General features: G+C 69.8%; 17 protein-coding genes. 8 read left to right on the top strand and 9 right to left on the bottom strand.

The genetic code is table 11. From position 1 onward, the window contains the following. Positions 1-239 precede the first annotated feature (239 nt). The gene (locus H0H10_RS37050; protein ID WP_188185587.1) at positions 240-1079 is read left to right on the top strand and encodes an endonuclease/exonuclease/phosphatase family protein; all 840 of its coding nucleotides are present in this window, start codon (positions 240-242) and stop codon (positions 1077-1079) included. An 18-nt stretch (positions 1080-1097) separates the two neighbouring features. Here the strand turns inward: H0H10_RS37050 and H0H10_RS37055 are convergent, their stop codons facing one another. After that, a complete protein-coding gene (locus H0H10_RS37055) occupies positions 1098-1838 on the bottom strand; it encodes a VOC family protein (protein WP_188185588.1) in 741 nt (246 codons plus the stop codon). Between the two features lie 134 nt (positions 1839-1972). Between H0H10_RS37055 and H0H10_RS37060 the strand changes: the two genes are divergently transcribed. The 3 genes from H0H10_RS37060 to H0H10_RS37070 all read left to right on the top strand — a co-directional run bounded on the left by H0H10_RS37060 (position 1973) and on the right by H0H10_RS37070 (position 6114). Then, the gene (locus H0H10_RS37060; RefSeq protein ID WP_188185589.1) at positions 1973-2920 is read left to right on the top strand and encodes an FG-GAP repeat domain-containing protein; all 948 of its coding nucleotides are present in this window, start codon (positions 1973-1975) and stop codon (positions 2918-2920) included. Positions 2921-3136: 216 nt separating this feature from the next. Further along, positions 3137-5626 (top strand): molybdopterin oxidoreductase family protein, encoded by a 2490-nt coding sequence (locus H0H10_RS37065; protein WP_188185590.1) that lies wholly within the window; start codon positions 3137-3139, stop codon positions 5624-5626. Next, positions 5623-6114 (top strand): hypothetical protein, encoded by a 492-nt coding sequence (locus H0H10_RS37070; protein ID WP_188185591.1) that lies wholly within the window; start codon positions 5623-5625, stop codon positions 6112-6114. Before H0H10_RS37065 ends, H0H10_RS37070 begins: the two co-directional genes overlap by 4 nt. 93 nt (positions 6115-6207) lie before the next feature. Here H0H10_RS37070 and H0H10_RS37075 read toward each other — a convergent pair whose 3' ends face one another. Then, positions 6208-6765: a TetR/AcrR family transcriptional regulator gene (locus H0H10_RS37075; protein ID WP_223180969.1), complete on the bottom strand. Its 558-nt coding sequence runs from the start codon at positions 6763-6765 to the stop codon at positions 6208-6210. A 93-nt stretch (positions 6766-6858) separates the two neighbouring features. Here H0H10_RS37075 and H0H10_RS37080 point away from each other — a divergent pair, with 93 nt between their 5' ends. Continuing rightward, positions 6859-7908: a zinc-binding dehydrogenase gene (locus H0H10_RS37080; RefSeq protein WP_188185593.1), complete on the top strand. Its 1050-nt coding sequence runs from the start codon at positions 6859-6861 to the stop codon at positions 7906-7908. Between the two features lie 44 nt (positions 7909-7952). Here the strand turns inward: H0H10_RS37080 and H0H10_RS37085 are convergent, their stop codons facing one another. Next, a complete protein-coding gene (locus H0H10_RS37085) occupies positions 7953-8777 on the bottom strand; it encodes a lipase family protein (protein WP_188185594.1) in 825 nt (274 codons plus the stop codon). A gap of 349 nt (positions 8778-9126) precedes the next feature. Beyond that, entirely contained in the window at positions 9127-9729 is a 603-nt protein-coding gene (locus H0H10_RS37090) for a TetR/AcrR family transcriptional regulator (protein WP_188185595.1), read from the bottom strand. A gap of 92 nt (positions 9730-9821) precedes the next feature. Here H0H10_RS37090 and H0H10_RS37095 point away from each other — a divergent pair, with 92 nt between their 5' ends. Then, entirely contained in the window at positions 9822-10754 is a 933-nt protein-coding gene (locus H0H10_RS37095) for a zinc-binding dehydrogenase (RefSeq protein WP_188185596.1), read from the top strand. A gap of 133 nt (positions 10755-10887) precedes the next feature. Here H0H10_RS37095 and H0H10_RS37100 read toward each other — a convergent pair whose 3' ends face one another. Further along, the gene (locus tag H0H10_RS37100; protein WP_188185597.1) at positions 10888-11550 is read right to left on the bottom strand and encodes a response regulator; all 663 of its coding nucleotides are present in this window, start codon (positions 11548-11550) and stop codon (positions 10888-10890) included. Then, positions 11547-12674: a sensor histidine kinase gene (locus H0H10_RS37105; protein WP_188185598.1), complete on the bottom strand. Its 1128-nt coding sequence runs from the start codon at positions 12672-12674 to the stop codon at positions 11547-11549. Before H0H10_RS37105 ends, H0H10_RS37100 begins: the two co-directional genes overlap by 4 nt. 231 nt (positions 12675-12905) lie before the next feature. Between H0H10_RS37105 and H0H10_RS37110 the strand changes: the two genes are divergently transcribed. Continuing rightward, a complete protein-coding gene (locus H0H10_RS37110) occupies positions 12906-13280 on the top strand; it encodes a DUF6223 family protein (RefSeq protein WP_188185599.1) in 375 nt (124 codons plus the stop codon). Between the two features lie 12 nt (positions 13281-13292). Here the strand turns inward: H0H10_RS37110 and H0H10_RS37115 are convergent, their stop codons facing one another. The 3 genes from H0H10_RS37115 to H0H10_RS37125 form a co-directional block, all read right to left on the bottom strand. Then, positions 13293-13679 carry a winged helix-turn-helix transcriptional regulator gene (locus H0H10_RS37115; RefSeq protein WP_309141988.1) on the bottom strand — a complete coding sequence of 129 codons (387 nt, stop codon included), beginning with the start codon at positions 13677-13679 and terminating at the stop codon, positions 13293-13295. A gap of 137 nt (positions 13680-13816) precedes the next feature. Next, positions 13817-15127: an FAD-binding oxidoreductase gene (locus H0H10_RS37120; protein WP_188185600.1), complete on the bottom strand. Its 1311-nt coding sequence runs from the start codon at positions 15125-15127 to the stop codon at positions 13817-13819. Beyond that, positions 15124-16023, bottom strand: coding sequence for an LLM class flavin-dependent oxidoreductase (locus tag H0H10_RS37125; protein ID WP_188185601.1), 900 nt, complete (start codon positions 16021-16023; stop codon positions 15124-15126). The genes H0H10_RS37120 and H0H10_RS37125 overlap by 4 nt, the downstream gene beginning before the upstream one ends. A 445-nt stretch (positions 16024-16468) precedes the next feature. On the opposite strand from H0H10_RS37125, the gene H0H10_RS37130 reads away from it, so the two are divergent. Continuing rightward, complete coding sequence (locus tag H0H10_RS37130) at positions 16469-16987, top strand: (2Fe-2S)-binding protein (protein WP_188185602.1); 519 nt, start codon at positions 16469-16471, stop codon at positions 16985-16987. Position 16988 lies beyond the last annotated feature (1 nt).

The following is a 16988-nucleotide window of genomic DNA, read 5'->3' on the forward strand; positions in this document are numbered from 1 at the left end:
CCTCGACTTCGCTGCTTTGCAGCAACTCTGCGGAGAAGGGCACGGAAGGGGACCAGAATGTTCACAGGCAGCCTGCGGTTTCACCACGAACCCGACACAGGCGGGCGGTCAACGCCTCGCGACAGGAGATCAGCAGATCGGAACGAGATCCGCCACATCGCATGTGTTGGTGACACGCTGTGCCATAACCTCGTGTACGAAAGACGTCAGATACCGTCGGTGTTCACTTCGGGGAGGCGATGGTGCTCGGTAGGGGCACGCGTTGGCTGGCAGGCACCTTGGTCGTGGCCTGCTTGGTGCTCGTCGGCCCCAGTGCGCCAAGCGGTGCTCTCTTCGTCAGGGCACTGCCCGTCGACGCCGCCAGTGATGTCGTTCCGAACCGGGTCATGACGTGGAACATCTGCAACCCCTGCAAGGAAAGCAACGTTGAGCGGGCAGCGGAGATCGCCACGTATGCGCCCCAGGTCATCGGCCTGCAAGAAGCGTGCGTGCGTGACGTCGAGAGGATCCGGGACTATCTGAAGAGCCTTTACGGGCTGGTCTACCACGTCGAGTACGGAATGGTTCTCCAGGATCGGGGCCGCTGTGGGGGAGTGCCGTGGAATCCGGGATCCTTCGGCCAGGCGGTACTCTCGGCCGCACCGATGACCGACCCCGTCGATGTGGAGTACCCCAACGGGGGATCCGAAGACCGTGGGTACATGGCAGTCACCACCACTGTCGGTGGCCAGCCCGTCCGGGTCTTCAACACCCACCTTGCCCAACGACGTCAAGAGGCGGTCCGAGCAGACCAGGTCGGCGTACTCGCCGCAGAGGTCGCCCGGCACGATCGCGCGATCGTTCTCGGCGACTTCAACGCCGTACCGGATGCCCCCGAACTCGCGCGCATGTGGGCACTGGCCGCGGACACAGATCCGCAATGCCGTCCGGCGCTCATCGGCAACTGCGAGCCGACCACCGACTGGCAGAGCAAGTTCGACTACGTTTTCCTGCGAGGCGTCGTCCCGCTCGAGCACCGTGTGCATCCGACCCCGTACTCGGACCACCACCTGCTGCACACCGACCTGAACACAAACTGAAGCGGGCATCCAGGCTGGTCAGGACGGGGCGAGGACGCAGAACTCGTGGCCCTCCGGGTCGGCCAGGCACGTCCACGGGACGTCGCCCTGGCCGAGGTCGAGGTCGGTGGCGCCGAGGGCCCGCAGGCGGGCCACCTCCGCTGCCTCGTCGTCACCGGGGTACGGCAGCAGGTCGAGGTGGACGCGGTCCGGCACCGTCTTCACGCCGGGCGTGCGGAGGAACTCGAGATACGGGCCGACGCCCTCGGCCGAGCGCAACACCGCATGGTCGTCAGTCATCTCGTGCACGCTCCAGTCCAGCGCCTCTCCCCAGAACCGGGCCATGGCCCGCGGATCCGCGCAGTCGACCACCACCCGGGCGATCGGCCCGGTGTCCCGGTGGATCTCCCGAGGTTCCAGCACGCAGAACTCGTTGCCCTCGGGGTCGGCGAGGACCGTCCACGGCACCTTGCCCTGGCCCACGTCGGCGGGCGTCGCACCGAGAGCCTGGAGACGCGCGACCAACTCCGCGGCATGGGCAGCGGAGGTGGTGGCGAGATCGAGGTGCACGCGGTTCTTCGCCGTCGTCTTGGGTTCCGGGACGGGAACGACGTCGACACCGACCACGACGGGGTCCGGCCAGACGAGACCGCCGGCGGGTCCGACGTAGGTGGTCACGCCGGGGCTGTAAGCACTCCAGCCGAGCGCCTCCGCCCAGAACCGGCCGACCGCCGAGGCATCAAGAGCCTTGATGTTCACCTGAACAGGTCGCAGTGCCATGCCGTTGATCCTATGTGCCCGCACGGAGGACTCGACGTGCTGGCTGCTTCTGATGAGTTCTGACACCCGTGAGAAACTTGCGCCCAGCGTGGCGAAAGACATGTGCCGTTGAGGAAATGCAGGGGGGAATCCACATGATCGTCCACCAACGTCGATGGGCGCTGCGGGGAGCGCTCGCCGCCACTGCCGTCACGGCCGCGATGGCCGCCACCGCCGGTACCGCCTTCGCCGCCGGCGACCCGGCCGGGGTCGACCGGATGCGTGCCGCGGCCGGGGCCGAGCAGCAGGCCCTGGACGCCCAGAGCCCGGGGCCGAACGCCCTCGCGGCCGCTGAGGTGGAAACGCCCAGCTTCGCGATGAAGGGCGTTCACAAGCAGACCAGCGAGCTGTACCTGTACTTCACGGACCGCGAGGGCGGCTTCGAGCCCCGGGAGCACGTGGCGGTCAGCTTCGACGGCTTCGCCGACTCGATCGATGTCGACAACGACAAGGACGGGTGGAGCGACGGCACTTGGAGCGTCCACAAGAACGGGATCCTGGACTACAGCTGGATCGACGACGACCTCGTGTACCACAGCAAGCAGGTCGGCAAGGGCTGGAACATCTACCCCACGATTCTCTCACCCGGGAACCTCGGCGGCGCCAAGGAGGCCGACCTCATCGGCCTCGACGAGGCCGGGGTTCTGTGGGGGTACCTCGCCTACCCGGACGGCACGCTCACCTCGCGCATGCGTATCGGCGGAGGCTGGGGCCAGTACACCCAGCTCGCCGGCCAGGGTGACCTGACCGGTGACGGCAAGGCCGACATCGTGGCCCGGGACAAGTCCGGCGTCCTGTGGCTGTACAAGGGCACCGGCGACTACAAGGCTCCCTTCGAGTCCCGTACGAGGATCGGAGGCGGCTGGAACGTGTACGACAGGCTGCTCTCGGTCGGCGACCTCGACGCCGACGGCACGCCGGACCTGATCGCGCGCAGGCCGGACGGTGACCTGTACCGGTACTCGGGAACGGGCAGTGCCCAAGCCGTGTACGAGAAGCCGGTCAAGATCGGCCACGGCTTCCAGATCTACAACCTGCTGTAGCAGTACGTACCGACAAGACGGAACGGGCCGCTGCCGTCCGGCTCCTGGTCGGCCCGTTTCGTCATCGTCGCCGCCGTCGGCCGAGCCGTCGCCGGCCTGCGCGACCGGCTTCACCCTTTGGTGCCGCACACATCGGCCTCCGGTCCCGATCGTGTTAGGGACCGGGAAGGGGAGGGTACCGATGACCGGTCCGCGGGTTGAAGGTCGGAGGTGGCGGTGGAGTCTTCTGTTGACCGGATCGGTGATCCCTGGGGCAGCCGTGTGCCGCACGGCCGTCATGAGCCGTGGCCGGCGCGGGTGGACACCTACCTCACGGACGGCGTTCGGCCCGACATGGTGCAGGAATGGGTGCAGGCAGCTTCGATCTTGCATTCCGACGGGGATGCCATGGACATCGCGGTCATCGACGGCCGGATGGTCGGTGTCCGTGGACGCGAGATCGACCGGGTCAACCGCGGCAGGCTCGGTCCCAAGGACCTGTTCGGCTGGCAGGCCAACGCTTCATCCGACAGGCTGACCCGTCCCCTGGTCCGTGAGGACGGGCGGCTGGTGGAGACCGACTGGGAGACCGCGATGCACCGCGTCGTGTCCCGCTCGCGCGAACTGCTCAGCGAACGGGGCCCGGGCTCCATCGGCTTCTACACGACCGGACAACTGTTCCTCGAGGAGTACTACACCCTCGCGGTCCTGGCCCGGGCCGGCCTCGGGACGAACCACCTCGACGGCAACACCCGACTGTGCACCTCCACCGCCGCCGAGGCGCTCAAGGAGACCTTCGGCTGCGACGGACAGCCCGGCAGCTACGACGACATCGACCACGCCGACGTCATCGCGCTCTTCGGCCACAACCTCGCGGAGACGCAGCCGGTGCAGTGGATGCGCATCCTCGACCGGCTGGAAGGCACCGATCCGCCCCGCCTGCTCTGCGTCGACCCCAGGCCCACCCAGGTGGCCCGGGCAGCGACCGTGCACCTCGCCCCACGCGTCGGCACGAACGTGGCGCTGCTCAACGCCCTGCTGCACGAGACGATCCGTCACGGCCGCATCGACCGGGCGTACATCCAGGCGCACACGGTCGGCTTCGAGGAGCTCGCTGCCCGGGTCGAGGACTGCACACCGGAGTGGGCGGCGGACATCTGTGACGTCCCGGCCGCCCGGATCGCCGAGGCCGCCGACCTACTGGGCACCGCTGACCGGCTGCTCTCCACGGTCCTGCAGGGTGTCTATCAGTCCCACCAGGCCACGGCAGCCGCCGTCCAGGTCAACAACCTTCATCTGATCCGGGGCATGCTGGGCAAGCCGGGTGCCGGCGTGCTGCAGATGAACGGGCAGCCCACCGCCCAGAACACCCGCGAATGCGGGGCCAACGGGGATCTGCCGGGCTTCCGCAACTGGCAGAACGACGCGCACGTGGCCGATCTGGCCAGAGTCTGGAACGTCGAAGCCGCCACCATCCCGCACTATGCGCCGCCCACCCACGCGATGCAGATGTTCCGCTACGCCGAGCAGGGCTCGATCCGCATGCTGTGGATCAGCGGCACCAACCCCGCGGTGTCCCTGCCCGAACTCGCTCGCATCCGCTCGGTGCTGTCGCAGAAGCGGCTGTTCACGGTGGTCCAGGACCTGTTCCTGACCGAGACGGCACAGCTCGCAGACGTGGTGCTGCCCGCCGCGACCTGGGGCGAGAAGACCGGCACGTTCACCAACGCCGACCGCACGGTGCATCTGACGGACAAGGCGGTCGAGCCGCCGGGCGAAGCCAGACCGGATCTCGACATCTTCCTGGACTACGCAGCGCGCATGGACTTCCGTGACAAGGACGGCGGGCCGCTGATCACCTGGCACGATCCGGAATCGGCGTTCGAGGCATGGAAACGGTGCAGCGCAGGCCGCCCGTGCGACTACACAGGACTGACGTACGCGATGCTGCGCGGCGCCGGCGGCATCCAATGGCCGGTCAACGAGCAGGCCCCCGAGGGCACCGAGCGCCTCTACACCGACGGCATCAGCTGGGCGCACCCCGACGCGTGCCAGGACTACGGCAAGGACCTCGTGACCGGAGCGGCCGACAGCGCAGTGGAGTACCGCTCCCTCAACCCCGACGGCAAGGCCATGCTCAAGGCCGCCGGCTTCCTGCCGCCGCATGAGGCGACGAGCCGGGAGTACCCCTTCCAGCTGACGACCGGACGCACCCTCTACCACTTCCACACCCGCACCAAGACCGGCCGCGCACCCCAGTTGAACGCGGCGGCGCCCGATGTATGGGTGGAGATCTCGGCCAGTGACGCGGCACGACTCGATCTGGCGGAAGGCGACCTCGTGAAAGTGAGCACTCCTCGTGGCGCCCTGCAAGGGCGGCTACGCGTCACCGATCTCCGGCCAGGGGTGATCTTCGTGCCGTTCCACTACGGCTACTGGGACACCCCCGCCGGCTTCGGCCCGGACGCCGCCACACCGGGCCGGGCGGCCAACGAGACCACGATCACCGACTGGGACCCGGCCTCCAAGCAGCCGCTGTTCAAAACCGCGGCGGCCGCGCTCACCCTCGTCGAACGCGGCGACGGAAAGCCGTCCCCGGCACCCACCACCACCGCCTCCGCTCCCGCGGCCACCCACGATGTGCCGGCCGCCACCACCGGCGGGCGGACGGCACACGTGTCACAAACCCCGGGCACCGCCTGGGGCCGGGAGGGAAACCACCGGTGAACGGCATCAAAATCGCCCTGCGCATCCTCCATCACGGTGAACGCAACCTCATCGGTGAGCTCATGAGCCTGTCGGAGCGCCACCGCACCGAACACGAGATCCACCATGTCGCCACCGACGTCGCCGCATGGTCCCGAGAACACGTCCAGCGCCTGGCCGACGCAGCGGCCCACTACGACCTGGACCTCGGCGGCCCACCCGACGACTCCTCCGACGGCCTGCTGGCAACGCTCAGGAAGAAGGCGTCCGACGTGATGGGCCACCGCCCCGAACCCGGCCTGCTGCTCCTGCGCGACCTGCGGGAAGTGCACCTGGCCGCAACGCACAACTCGCTGCACTGGGAAATGCTCGCCCAGACCGCGCAGGCTTCGAAGGACACCCGGCTCCTCACCCTCGCCTCCTCCTGCCACCCACAGACACTGCGGCAGATGCGCTGGACCAACACCATGATCAAAAACTTGTCACCCCAGGTCTTCACAAGCCTGTAGGACCCTCACCGGGCCGTGCCACAGGCTGCACCGGCCCCCGCGTGGCCGCGACAGTGCGGCGTTGCGGAAGAGGCGTTGCGTGTGTTCCGCCGTTCACCAGTGAGGCGGTGCGCCGGCTCGGACGATGGCCCGCGCCAGGTCGGTGCTGTCCGACAGGGTGTCGAGCGGGAGCGGCTGCGTGGCGAGAGCTCCCTCGTGCAGTACGAGGAGCTGGACGGCGAGGGCGTCGGGTGCCGAGCAGCCCGCCGCGGTGGCGAGTTCCTTGAACAGGCTCTGCAGCCAGAGCTTCTGTTCCGCGGCGATGCGGTGTGCGGGGTGCGAGGGGTCCGGGAGTTCGGCCAGCGCGTTGATGAAAGCGCATCCTCGGGTGTTGGTCCGGCTCCAGGTCCGCAGTGCGTCGAAGGGCGCGGTCACGGCCTCGACAGGGTCGTCACAGTCCTCGACGGCGGCGCGGACGAGTGACCGCCAGCGACGGTCACGTTCCGCGAGGTAGGTCGCCACGAGATGGTCTTTCGAACCGAACTGGTTGTAAAGGGTCCGCTTGGTCACCCCTGAGCGCTCAGCGATCAGGTCGACGCCGACCGCCGTGATTCCGCGGTTGTAGAACAGCTCCTCGGCAGCCGCCACGATCCGGCGGCCGGCCGGTGTCATGCGCCGGGCTTCCTGCATTGGACGTGCCTTTACCGATCGGTGTACCTTGGTCAGAAGTTCACAGATCAGTGTACCCGGGAGGAGGTTCGAGCGATGGGTGTGCCCGAGACCATGCGCGCGGTGCGGATCACAGCGCACGGAGGGCCGGAGGTCCTTGAGCTGACGGAGGTGGCCGTGCCCGCCCCGCGGGCGGGAGAGGTGCTGGTCCGGGTCAGCGCGGTCGCGCTGAACAACACCGACCTCTGGACCCGGGAAGGCGCCTACGGCCGTTCGGAAGACCCGGAGGCACTGTCGGGCTGGCGAGGCCCGATCGACTTCCCGCGCATCCAGGGCGCCGACGTGGCCGGCCGGGTCGTGACAGTCGGTGCCGGCGTGGACGAGAGCCTCATCGGCCGCCGGGTGGTCGTCGACCCGGCGATCTACGACGCCGAAGGACCGGACGCGAACCCGGTGGGCCTGATGGGGAGCGAACGCGACGGCGGCTATGCCGAGTACGTCACTGCGCCGGCGAAGCGCGTCCATGACGTGACGGAATCCCCGCTCACGGACGATCAGCTCGCGGCGCTGCCGACCGCCTACGGCACGGCGCTGGGCATGATCGAGCGGGGCCGGCTGCGGGAGGGGGAGACCGTCCTGGTCTCGGGAGCCTCCGGCGGTGTCGGCCTCGCTGCCGTGCAGATCGCCCGTGCGCGCGGTGCGCGCGTGCTCGCCATCAGCAGCGGATCCAAGCTGGATTCAGTGCGCGAGGCGGGGGCGCACGCGGTCATCGACCGCGCGCGAGACGTCGCCGGGCAGATCCGAACCGCCGCCCCCGAGGGCATCGACGTCGCACTCGACGTCATCGCCGGAGACCTGGTGAGTGAGGGACTGCCGCTGCTGCGCGAAGGTGGCCGCTGGGTCATCGCCGGCGCACTCGGCGGGTACCCCGTGACCTTCGACGTGCGCCGCCTCTACCTGCACAACGCGCAGGTGATCGGCTCCGCGATGCACACGCCCGCACACTTCGGGCTCCTCATGGACCTCGCTCGTCTGGCCGAGGTCCAGCCCGTCGTCGCCGCGACGTTCCCGCTGGAGCAGGCCGCTCAGGCACAGGAAGAACTGGCCCGCAGGGACCACGTGGGAAAGATCGTCATGCATCCCTAGCCCAGATGTCTGGTTCGGCGGGTCGCCACTGGACGGGCGACCCGCTATCGGGAGGCCAGGTTCTTCTCCAGAGCGGCGATGTACTGCTTGAGGAGGTGGTCCCGCACTCCGTCACTGCCGGGCGCGAGCATGTCGGCGGTCAGGCCGCGGGCTCGGTCGGTCAGGGCGCCGAGGAGCGGCATGGCCGACCGGATCTTGCCGGTGGAGTCGATGTAGCGCAGGGTCTCGACGTGGGTGTAGGGCGGGGGCGGGAGTTGGGGGACGATGTCGTTGTTGTTGACGAATCGGTGCACGCGGTTCTTCAGGTGGGTGTTGCAGGCGTCGGCCAGGTCCGGATCGCAGGTGCGGGGCTGCCCGAAGGTGTAGATTCCGTCCGCCTGGAGGCGTGGTTCCTCCAGATACATCCGGCAGCCGGCCAGCATCGCGAGCGCACCGCCGAGGCTGTGGCCGGTGAACCACACAGTCTGGCCGTTGCGGCGGAGTTGGGTCAGGGCGTCCCGGACCGAGGGGAAGATGGAGTCGAGGGCCTCGCCGAAGCCGTAGTGGATGAAGCCGGTCTCGGCGGGCCCCGGCCATGGCGGTGTCGTGGCGTCGGAGAGCCAGTCCAGGATCTGGTTCGGCTCCGTTCCGCGGAAGGCCGTGATGATCATGTGGTCGCTGGCGATCGTGTACGCCTGGGTGTCCTCCAGCGGGAAGGGCGGCGTGAACCGGGTGTGATGGTGACGCACCTCGTCGAACCCCCACTTCCTGGCACTGCGCTCGATGGTGTCCTGGTCCTTGTATGCCAGGTCGGCGGCCTGGGCCATCCAGTAGGCGTGGCTCAGGCTGTAGCCGGTGGCGTGGTGATCGATCGTCGACGGTGCGGACATCGGGGAGTGCCTCCTCTTGTCGGTGGAAGACAGGCATAGCGGGTGAGGCGCCATACCCCGGGGGCAACACTCGGGGCTCCACCCCAGTGGACGACCGGCGTCACCGCAGAAACGATCAGCCAGCTCGGTCGAACGCCAGGTGAAGCCCGTTCATCCGCGTCGCGGGATCTCGCGGATCGGGCCGGGTGCCGGCGGGCCGCGCCAGCCCGTCAAGGGCGCCTTCGGCGTCGCTCGTGAGGGGGTCGGACGGCCGGCATGGCCAGGTGATCGCCGTGCTTCCGTTCTTCGAGCCGCGTCGTGCATCGCGCCGTTGCCGAGTCCGTGCGCGGCCGCGAGCGTGAGGTCCACCTCAGGCCGGGAAGGACAGGCTGAGGGCGGAGTTCATGGATGAGCAGGACCGGCGCAAGAGTGCGGGCAGTTCGCCCGGTACGCAGTCGGGCAGCCATTCGTCCAGGGCGCAGCGCCAGGTTGCCACGAAGAACTCGATGAGGAGCCGCAGCTCGAGACGGTTCTGTCCGTCGAGTCTGCGAGCGATCTCGGCCTGGACTTCGGCGCAGTGCCGCAGCGTGTACCCGTCGAGTGCGGGCGAGTCGGCGATCAGCCGCAGCGTGAGCGGGAAGCGCCGGTACCAGTCCTCGTCCATGCGCTCCAGGGTGGTCAGCATGGCGTCGAGGAAGACATCGATCAGTGGCCCGGACTTCTTGGTGCCGTCCAGGACTTCCAGGTAGACGTCCCAGAGCTGCTTGACGGCGGTGAGTGCCACGTCCTCCTTGGAGCGGAAGTTGCGGAAGAAGGTCCGCCGGGACACCTCCACCTGCTCCAGCAGCGCGTCCAGCGGAGTGCTGTCGAATCCGCGCTCGCCGAAGAGCGTGACAGCGGTGTCGGCCAATGCCTGGCGAGTGCGCAGCTTCTTCCGTTCGCGCAGGGTGGCGGGCTGATCGGAGGTGGTCATCGCGAGCACTTTACCAAGCACACGCCGAGACCGCGCATATGCTCTACTAGAGCAAATGCCACACTGTGGCACTTCGTGAAAGGGATCTTCCTGTGCGCGCACTCGTCGTCGACCACACCTCACCCGGACACCTGTCACTGACGGACGTCCCCGCACCGCGGCCCGCCGCCCACGAGGCGCTCGTGCGCGTCGAGGCGGTGTCGCTGAACTTCGGTGAGGTCCATGAAGCCACCCGTCCGCAGATGCCCGACGGCACCGTGCTCGGCTGGGACGCGGCCGGCGTGGTCGTCCAGGCGGCCGCCGACGGCTCGGGCCCGGCGGAGGGAGAGAGGGTCGTCACCCTCGGCGAGACCGGCTGGGCCGAGCTGCGAGCCGTACCCGCCGCCCGGCTCGGCACCGCACCGAAGGACGCCGACCCCGGCGCACTGAGCACCATCCCCGTCGCCGGACTGAGCGCCCTGCACGTGCTGCGCCGGATGGGATCGCTGCTCGGTCGCCGCGTGATGGTCACGGGTGCTTCCGGCGGCGTCGGCCGCTACGCCGTCCAGCTCGCCGCCCGCTCGGGTGCGCACGTCGTTGCCATCAGCCGGAACCCCGCCCAGGCGGACGGACTGCGGGCCCTGGGCGCCCACGAGGTCCACCCCGAGCCGGCCGCCGTACGGCAGCCCGTGTCCGCCGTTCTCGACAACGTCGGCGGACAGTACCTCGTCGACGCCTTCGCCGCCCTGTCGGCCGGCGGCGTCCTCTACAGCGTGGGCCGTTCCTCCGAGGCCGACGTGGTGCTGTCACCCGATGACCTGGTGGGCACCGGAGGGCGGCACGACCGGTCGATCCGCACCTTCTTTCTCTTCGGCGACCCCACCACCGACTTCTCCGCCGATCTGACCTGGCTGGCCGGAGAGATCGCGGCAGGCCGCCTCGATCCGGGCATCAGCTGGCGCGGCCCCTGGTCTCGCCATTCCGAGGCAGTAGAGGCCCTGCTCGGCCGGCGCCTCCACGGCAAGGCCGTCCTCGATCTCGAGTAACCGGTCCGGTCCCGGCGCGTGACTCCCCGCCCGGCAGGGCGGGGTCACGCTGCACAAGTCGGAGAGGCCGGGAGGCCGGCGAGGTCCCGGGCGGCGAGGAGCCGTAGCGCCCCGGCCGGTCAACGGCGTGGGGTCAGGAGTTGCGCGGGGTCACCAGGCCGGATTCGTAGGCGAGAACCACGAGTTGGGCGCGGTCGCGGGCGTTGAGCTTGGCCATGGCCCGATTGATGTGGGTCTTGGCGGTCGACGGGCTGATGACCAGGCGGCCGGCGATCTCGTCGTTGGACAAGCCCTGCGCGGCCAGGGCGACCGCCTGGCGTTCGCGGCCGGTCAGCTCCTCCAGCCCGCGGTCGGCGCGGGTGGGAGGCGGCTGGGTGAGGTACCGGTCCATGAGCCTTCGGGTGATCGCGGGCGCGAGCAGGGCGTCGCCGCGGGCGGCGACGCGTACGCCGTGCAGGAGGTCCTCCGGCACGATGTCCTTGACCAGGAAGCCGGCGGCGCCGGCGCGCAGCGCGTCCAGGACGTACTCGTCCATGCCGTAGTTGGTCAGGATGACGACGTGGACGCAGGCCAGGGCCGGGTCCGCGGCGATGCGCCGGGTCGCCTCGATGCCGTCCATGACGGGCATCTGGATGTCGATGAGCGCGACGTCGGGCAGCTGCTCCTTGACCAGCGCCAGGCCCTCTTGTCCGTCGGCGGCCTCGGCCACCACCTCGATGTCGTCTTCGAGGTCGAGCAGCGCGCGGAATCCGCTGCGGATGAGCGGCTGGTCGTCGACCAGCAGGACACGGATCACGACGCTCCGTTCGTGGGGAGTTCGGCCTGGACGGTGAAGCCTCCCGCGCTGCGCGGCTCGGTGCTCAGCCGGCCACCCAGGGCGGTGACGCGTTCGCGCATGCCGAGCAGCCCGAGGCCGGGCGTCGGCGAGGGGTACGGGGTGGCCGTTCCGTCGTCGTCGACGCGGATGGCGAGGGCGTCCGGCCGGTAGCCGATGAGGACGGAGACGGTGGTCGCGGCGGCGTGCCGGGCGACGTTGGTGAGCGATTCCTGAACGATCCGGTAGGCGGTGCGGCCCACTGCCGCCGGCACGGCGTGCGGAGGTCCTTCGATCGTCAGCGTCGTCCTGAGGCCGGTCGTCCGGAACCGTTCCACCAGGTCCGGGATGTGGTCGAGTCCGTGCGGCGGGGAGGTGTCGTCGTCGCGCAGCGCCTCCAGGGTCGCGCGCAGCTCCCGGCTCGCCTCCCGGCCGGCCTCCTGGATCGCCAGCAGGGCCTCCGGCACCTGCTCGCCCCGCCGCCGGGCCACGTGGACGGCGACCTCGGACTGCACCTTGATGACCGAGATCTGGTGGGTCAGTGAATCGTGCAGCTCCCGCGCGATGCGCAGCCGCTCCTCGTCGGCCCGGTGCCGCGCGGTCTCCTCGCGGGTGCGCTCGGCCTCGTCCGCCCGCCGTTCGGCCTGCCGCACCGCCTCCCCGGCGGCGAACGCGGCGATCAGCCAGGCGATCTCCAGGGTGTTGCGGGCCTGCCCCACGACCTCGCGCGCGGGTCCGTCCTGGGAGACCAGGGCGGTGAGGTGGAGCACGACCAGCAGGCCCACGGACGCCGCCACCGCGACGGTGCGGTGCCCGGCGCGTACCGCGCCGTAGACCGCGACCAGGTAGGAGACGGCGAGCACCTCGAATCCGGCCGCCTGATGGCCCGCTGCGAACAGCCCGGTGACGGCCAGGACCACGAGCGGTGCCCGGCGGCCGGCGGCCAGTGCCAGTCCGCCGGCCGCCAGCAGCGTGGCGCCGAGCAGTTCGCGGCCCCCGGCCGGATGGGGCCCGGACAGCCCGGTGCCCAGCAGCAGCGCCGCCACGCCGACGGCGATCACCCAGTCGGTGACTCCGGCCGGGACAGCGAACCGTCCTTTGATCATGGGTGCACCGTAGCGGGATGCGGTCGTGGGCGGATCCGGCTCGAGGACGAGCGGCCGGCTACCGCGTCTGCGGTACCAACGCGCGGTCTGCGGCATCCGGAGTATCCGGATGCCGCAGCGGCGGCAGCGGGAAGTGCCCGCATCTGCTGGACGACCGGCGGGGGGACCGGCGCGCATGCTCTGGAGGCACATCGAACCCCGAAATCGGCGACGGAGAAGGAGGAGAGCGGTATGAGTGCTTCAGCAGCGTTGATGGCGGCCGCCGAGGGCGGAATCATCGGCGACGGGCGGACCGGGGCCAACCTCGCCCTCGGGGTGGGGGTGCTCGGGCTGGCCATCGGCTGGTCGGCCCTGGCCCGCGTCGGCCGCCGGACAGGCATCGCCAAAGCGCGCACCGGCGGGATGGCGGCCATCGCGGCGGGGATGGCCGGCACGGTCCTCGCGGTGCTGCACGTGGCCACCTCCAGCGGCGGTCCCGGCACCGGCAACGGGCTCGTCGGCGCCATCGTGGCCATCCCGCTGGGCCTGGGCGCCGTGATCCTCGGCCGCCGGGCGCTGACCCGCTACCGCCGCCCCGACCGGCCGGCCGATCGGACGACCGTCTGAACCGTCACCGGCTCACGGCGTGCGTGCCGGCGAATCCTGCTGCACGTTCCTTCGTGCCGAGCGGCGCAGGGTCCACTGCGCCAGAGGCTGCAGCGCTTCCACGAGGGCCAGACCGTCCGGGGACAGCCGGTACCGGATCTGCACGGGAGTGCTGGGAATGACGCTGCGCTCCAGGAGACCGGCGGTCTCGAGTTCCTTCAGGCGCTGGGAGAGCAGCCGGTCGGAGATGCCGTCGATGGAGGCCCGGAACTCGCCGAACCGTGTCGCGCCCTGATGGGCGGCCGTCAGGATCGACCCCGTCCAGCGGCGTCCCACCAGTTCGAGGGTCTCTTCGAAGGACGGGCAGGTGTCGTCTTGGATGGAGCGACGCTCGAGCGGTATGGACTGGAGAGTAGTCACTTGTAAAAGGTTAGCACCATACCAAAAGTGGCCATGGGGCCCGCGGTCTCGGACGGGGAGCCGAGCAGCCGCCTGCTCGCCGTCTGCCCGTGGCCGGCTTCGGCAGCGGGCCTGTCGGACAGACGGACCGGAGCCGGTCAGCCTCCTGCTGGATGGCGCAGGAGGCCGTCGGGGTCGTAGTGCTTCCACAACTCGCTGACCCGGGCCCCGGTGGGTCCGGGGTAGGCGCGCGCGAAGGTGGACTCGTCGGGTCTGCTCTCGAAGTTCACGTACGCCCCGTCCGTGTACGGAGCCACGGCCTCCCAAGCGGCCGAGAGAGCCTGTCGGCCGTGCGGCGGGAAGGTCGAGGCGACGATCAGCGTCTGCTGGTGGCGATGGGCGTAGGCGGTGGCTGCCGGGTCCGGGTCGTTCGCCGCGCCGCCGAGGGAGCGCATCTGGACCAGGGCCGGTGCGGAGCCGGTCGAGGCTGCTACCAGGGCACGGGCGACGTCGGGGGTCATTTCCGTGATGAGTCCGTTCGTCGTCTGCGATGGCATCTGTCCGACGTTGGGATGCAGGTGGGCGGGGGAGACCAGGTCCGGGTAGGAGAGGATGTGGGCCTGCTGGAGGGTCACGTCGCCGATGCCGAGGAGCGGCTGGACGGCTCGTTGGATGGTGGACGGGTTGCCCGAGGCCACGACCGCGGTGATGAAGGCGAGCGGCTCCGCACCGTTGGACGACAGCATGACTGCCGTCGACAGTTCGCGTGGTGCCTCGGCCACGACCGCCTCCCAGCGCCGCAGGGTCTCGCCCGCCGGATCCACGCGCGCGACGAGCTGTGCGAAGCCGACGTCGGAGAGTTCGACAGCCTCGATCTCGAAGGCCACCGCGATGCCGGCGCCGGCCCCCGCGCCGCGCATCACCCACAGCAGATCGGGTTCGGTGGCCGGGTCGGCGCGGACCTGGGTGCCGTCCGGCAGGACCACCTCGACCGCGCGGACGTGGTCGACGGTGAGCCCGTAGTGCCGCACGAGCCAGCCGATGCCGCCGGCCGTGGCGAGGCCGCCGACTCCCACGTTGCCGTGGTCACCGGAGCTGATGGCCAGCCCGTGCGGGGCGAGCGCCCGGGCCACTTGGGCCCAGCGGGCGCCCGCCTCCACCCGGACCAGGCGCGCAGCACGGTCGAGGACGTCGACACGGCGCATCGCGGACAGGTCGATGACGAGCCCGCCGTTGTTGGTGGCACTGCCGGACAGGCCGTGTCCGCCGCTGCGGACCGCGAGCGGGAGGTGCTGCTCGCGGGCCAGTCGCAGCGCCGCGACGACGTCGTCGGCGGACTCGGCGAGGACGACTGCCGCCGGGCGGCCGGTGGTGGTGTACGTGGAGCGCAGCAGGGCGTAGCGGCGATCGCCCGGCGTGACGATCTTGCCCGCGAGGGCGGCCGGTGCTGCACCGAGGCTCGTGGTCATCGTCCGTTCCTTGCGGCATCGACGGCCTCCCGGACAGCCGGGACGACTTCGGAGGCGAACAGGGCGAGCTGGTTCTCGGGGTCCGTGACGGGCCAGAACACGAAGGTGTCGAAGCCGAGGAGCACACTCCACTCGGTCAGGGCGTCCACCCAGCGCCGCACGTCACCGACGAGGCCCTGGCCCCCCTGGGCGGACCCGATGACCCCGATCACGTTGTAGATGCGGCGGATCGACTCCGGGGTGCGTCCCGCGGCCGTGGCCGCCGCGTCGATGATCTCCTGGCGGGAAGGCACCTCGTGCGGTGGGACGTAGATGTTCAGCGGGGAGATCCACCCGTCGGCCGACCGGCCCGTCACCGTCAGCATTTTGCGCTTCTGGGCGCCGAGCCAGAGTTCCACGGGCTTGGGCGGTACGGGACCGGCGCGGTATCCGGTCACCGAGTGATGAGGGCTCTGCAGCCGTACCGTTCCTCCGGCCAGAGCCCGGCGCATGATTCCGAGGGACTCCTCGGTGAAGGCGACCATCTGCTCGCCGCGCCGCGGCAGGCCGCCCATCGAGGCGATGGCCTCCGGGAAGGCACCGCCTCCGACACCGAGATGAATCCGGCCGTCGGTGAGCACGCTCAGCGATGCCGCGGCCTTGGCGAGCATCGTGGGCGGACGAAGCTGCAGGTCCGCCACGTCGGTGAAGAACGAGATGCGCTCTGTGGCGGCAGCCAGATGGCTGATCAGCGTCCAGCTGTCGAGATGTCCGGGCTGGTAGGGGTGGTCCTGGACGGCGAGATGTTCCAGGCCGTGGGCCTCGGCCAGGCGCGCGAGGCGCCGGGTTCGGTCCAGTGACCCGGCCGCAGGATCCAGGCTCAGTCCGAAGGAGAGGGGGCGTCCGTAGTCGGTCATGCGTCCACACTCCGGCACGCTGCCTCACTGAGCAAAAGACAGGTAAGGCACTAATATTTAGTAAGTGCTAGGGGTGAGTGCCCTTGCGGGCGAGCCGTCTGGTCTCGCTCTCCTAAGTGGCCAGTTCGTTGGGCGCGGCCTGCTCACGTGCCCCAGGGACTCCACCAGTGTTTCCCCCGGGTGCGACCGGGTTCACCTTGGGGAATAGTCGTGCACGCCCCACGACACAGGGTCCGACTGGCTCCCAGCGAAGGTTGTCGTCGATGCTCACAGCCGACGGAAGAGACCCCGGCAGCCGCCTTCACCTGCTTGCGGAGCACTGTGATCACACGGCCCGCAACGGCACGGCGCGAGCAGCGCACGGCGGCTCAGAGCCCGGCCGGTCCCAGAACCAAGCCTTCTTCTCGTCGTGGACGATGTCTCCTGGACTCAGAATCGAGGCGCCATGAAGCACGCAGAGACTGAGACACGCCTGTCCGGCCAGTCGCCCCCCGAGCCGCCGCGAGTCGACATCACGCTCAACGTGAACGGCACCTCCTATTCCCTCCGGGTCGACGCGCGCGTCACCCTTCTCGACGCGCTGCGGGACCATCTGGGCCTCACCGGCGCGAAGAAGGGGTGCGACCAGGGTGCGTGCGGTGCCTGCACGGTCATGGTCGACGGCAAACGAGTGGTGTCGTGTCTGGGCCTGGCCGCCCAGTACCAGGGACGGGAGATCACCACGATCGAGGGGCTGTCCGCCGACGGCGAGCTCCACCCCATGCAGGCGGCCTTCGCGAAGCACGACGCCTTCCAGTGCGGCTACTGCACACCGGGCCAGATCATGTCGGCCGTCTGCTTGATCAAGGAGAGGCGAGCGGAGACCGACGAGGACATCCGCGAGTTCATGAGCGGCAACATCTGCCGCTGCGGCGCCTATCCGAACATCCGCGCGGCGATCCGCGAAGTCGCCGGGGAGGGCTGAT

Origin of the sequence: Streptomyces griseicoloratus (assembly GCF_014534645.1) — a bacterium.
Lineage (GTDB): Bacteria > Actinomycetota > Actinomycetes > Streptomycetales > Streptomycetaceae > Streptomyces > Streptomyces griseicoloratus.

Excerpts from the sequence above, each read along its gene's own strand:
- H0H10_RS37050 (WP_188185587.1), top strand. The coding sequence starts at position 240 with ATGGTGCTCGGTAGGGGCACGCGTTGGCTGGCAGGCACCTTGGTCGTG.
- H0H10_RS37055 (WP_188185588.1), bottom strand. The coding sequence starts at position 1,838 with ATGGCACTGCGACCTGTTCAGGTGAACATCAAGGCTCTTGATGCCTCG.
- H0H10_RS37060 (WP_188185589.1), top strand. The coding sequence starts at position 1,973 with ATGATCGTCCACCAACGTCGATGGGCGCTGCGGGGAGCGCTCGCCGCC.
- H0H10_RS37075 (WP_223180969.1), bottom strand. The coding sequence starts at position 6,765 with ATGACACCGGCCGGCCGCCGGATCGTGGCGGCTGCCGAGGAGCTGTTC.
- H0H10_RS37080 (WP_188185593.1), top strand. The coding sequence starts at position 6,859 with ATGGGTGTGCCCGAGACCATGCGCGCGGTGCGGATCACAGCGCACGGA.
- H0H10_RS37085 (WP_188185594.1), bottom strand. The coding sequence starts at position 8,777 with ATGTCCGCACCGTCGACGATCGATCACCACGCCACCGGCTACAGCCTG.
- H0H10_RS37090 (WP_188185595.1), bottom strand. The coding sequence starts at position 9,729 with ATGACCACCTCCGATCAGCCCGCCACCCTGCGCGAACGGAAGAAGCTG.
- H0H10_RS37105 (WP_188185598.1), bottom strand. The coding sequence starts at position 12,674 with ATGATCAAAGGACGGTTCGCTGTCCCGGCCGGAGTCACCGACTGGGTG.
- H0H10_RS37110 (WP_188185599.1), top strand. The coding sequence starts at position 12,906 with ATGAGTGCTTCAGCAGCGTTGATGGCGGCCGCCGAGGGCGGAATCATC.
- H0H10_RS37120 (WP_188185600.1), bottom strand. The coding sequence starts at position 15,127 with ATGACCACGAGCCTCGGTGCAGCACCGGCCGCCCTCGCGGGCAAGATC.
- H0H10_RS37125 (WP_188185601.1), bottom strand. The coding sequence starts at position 16,023 with ATGACCGACTACGGACGCCCCCTCTCCTTCGGACTGAGCCTGGATCCT.
- H0H10_RS37130 (WP_188185602.1), top strand. The coding sequence starts at position 16,469 with ATGAAGCACGCAGAGACTGAGACACGCCTGTCCGGCCAGTCGCCCCCC.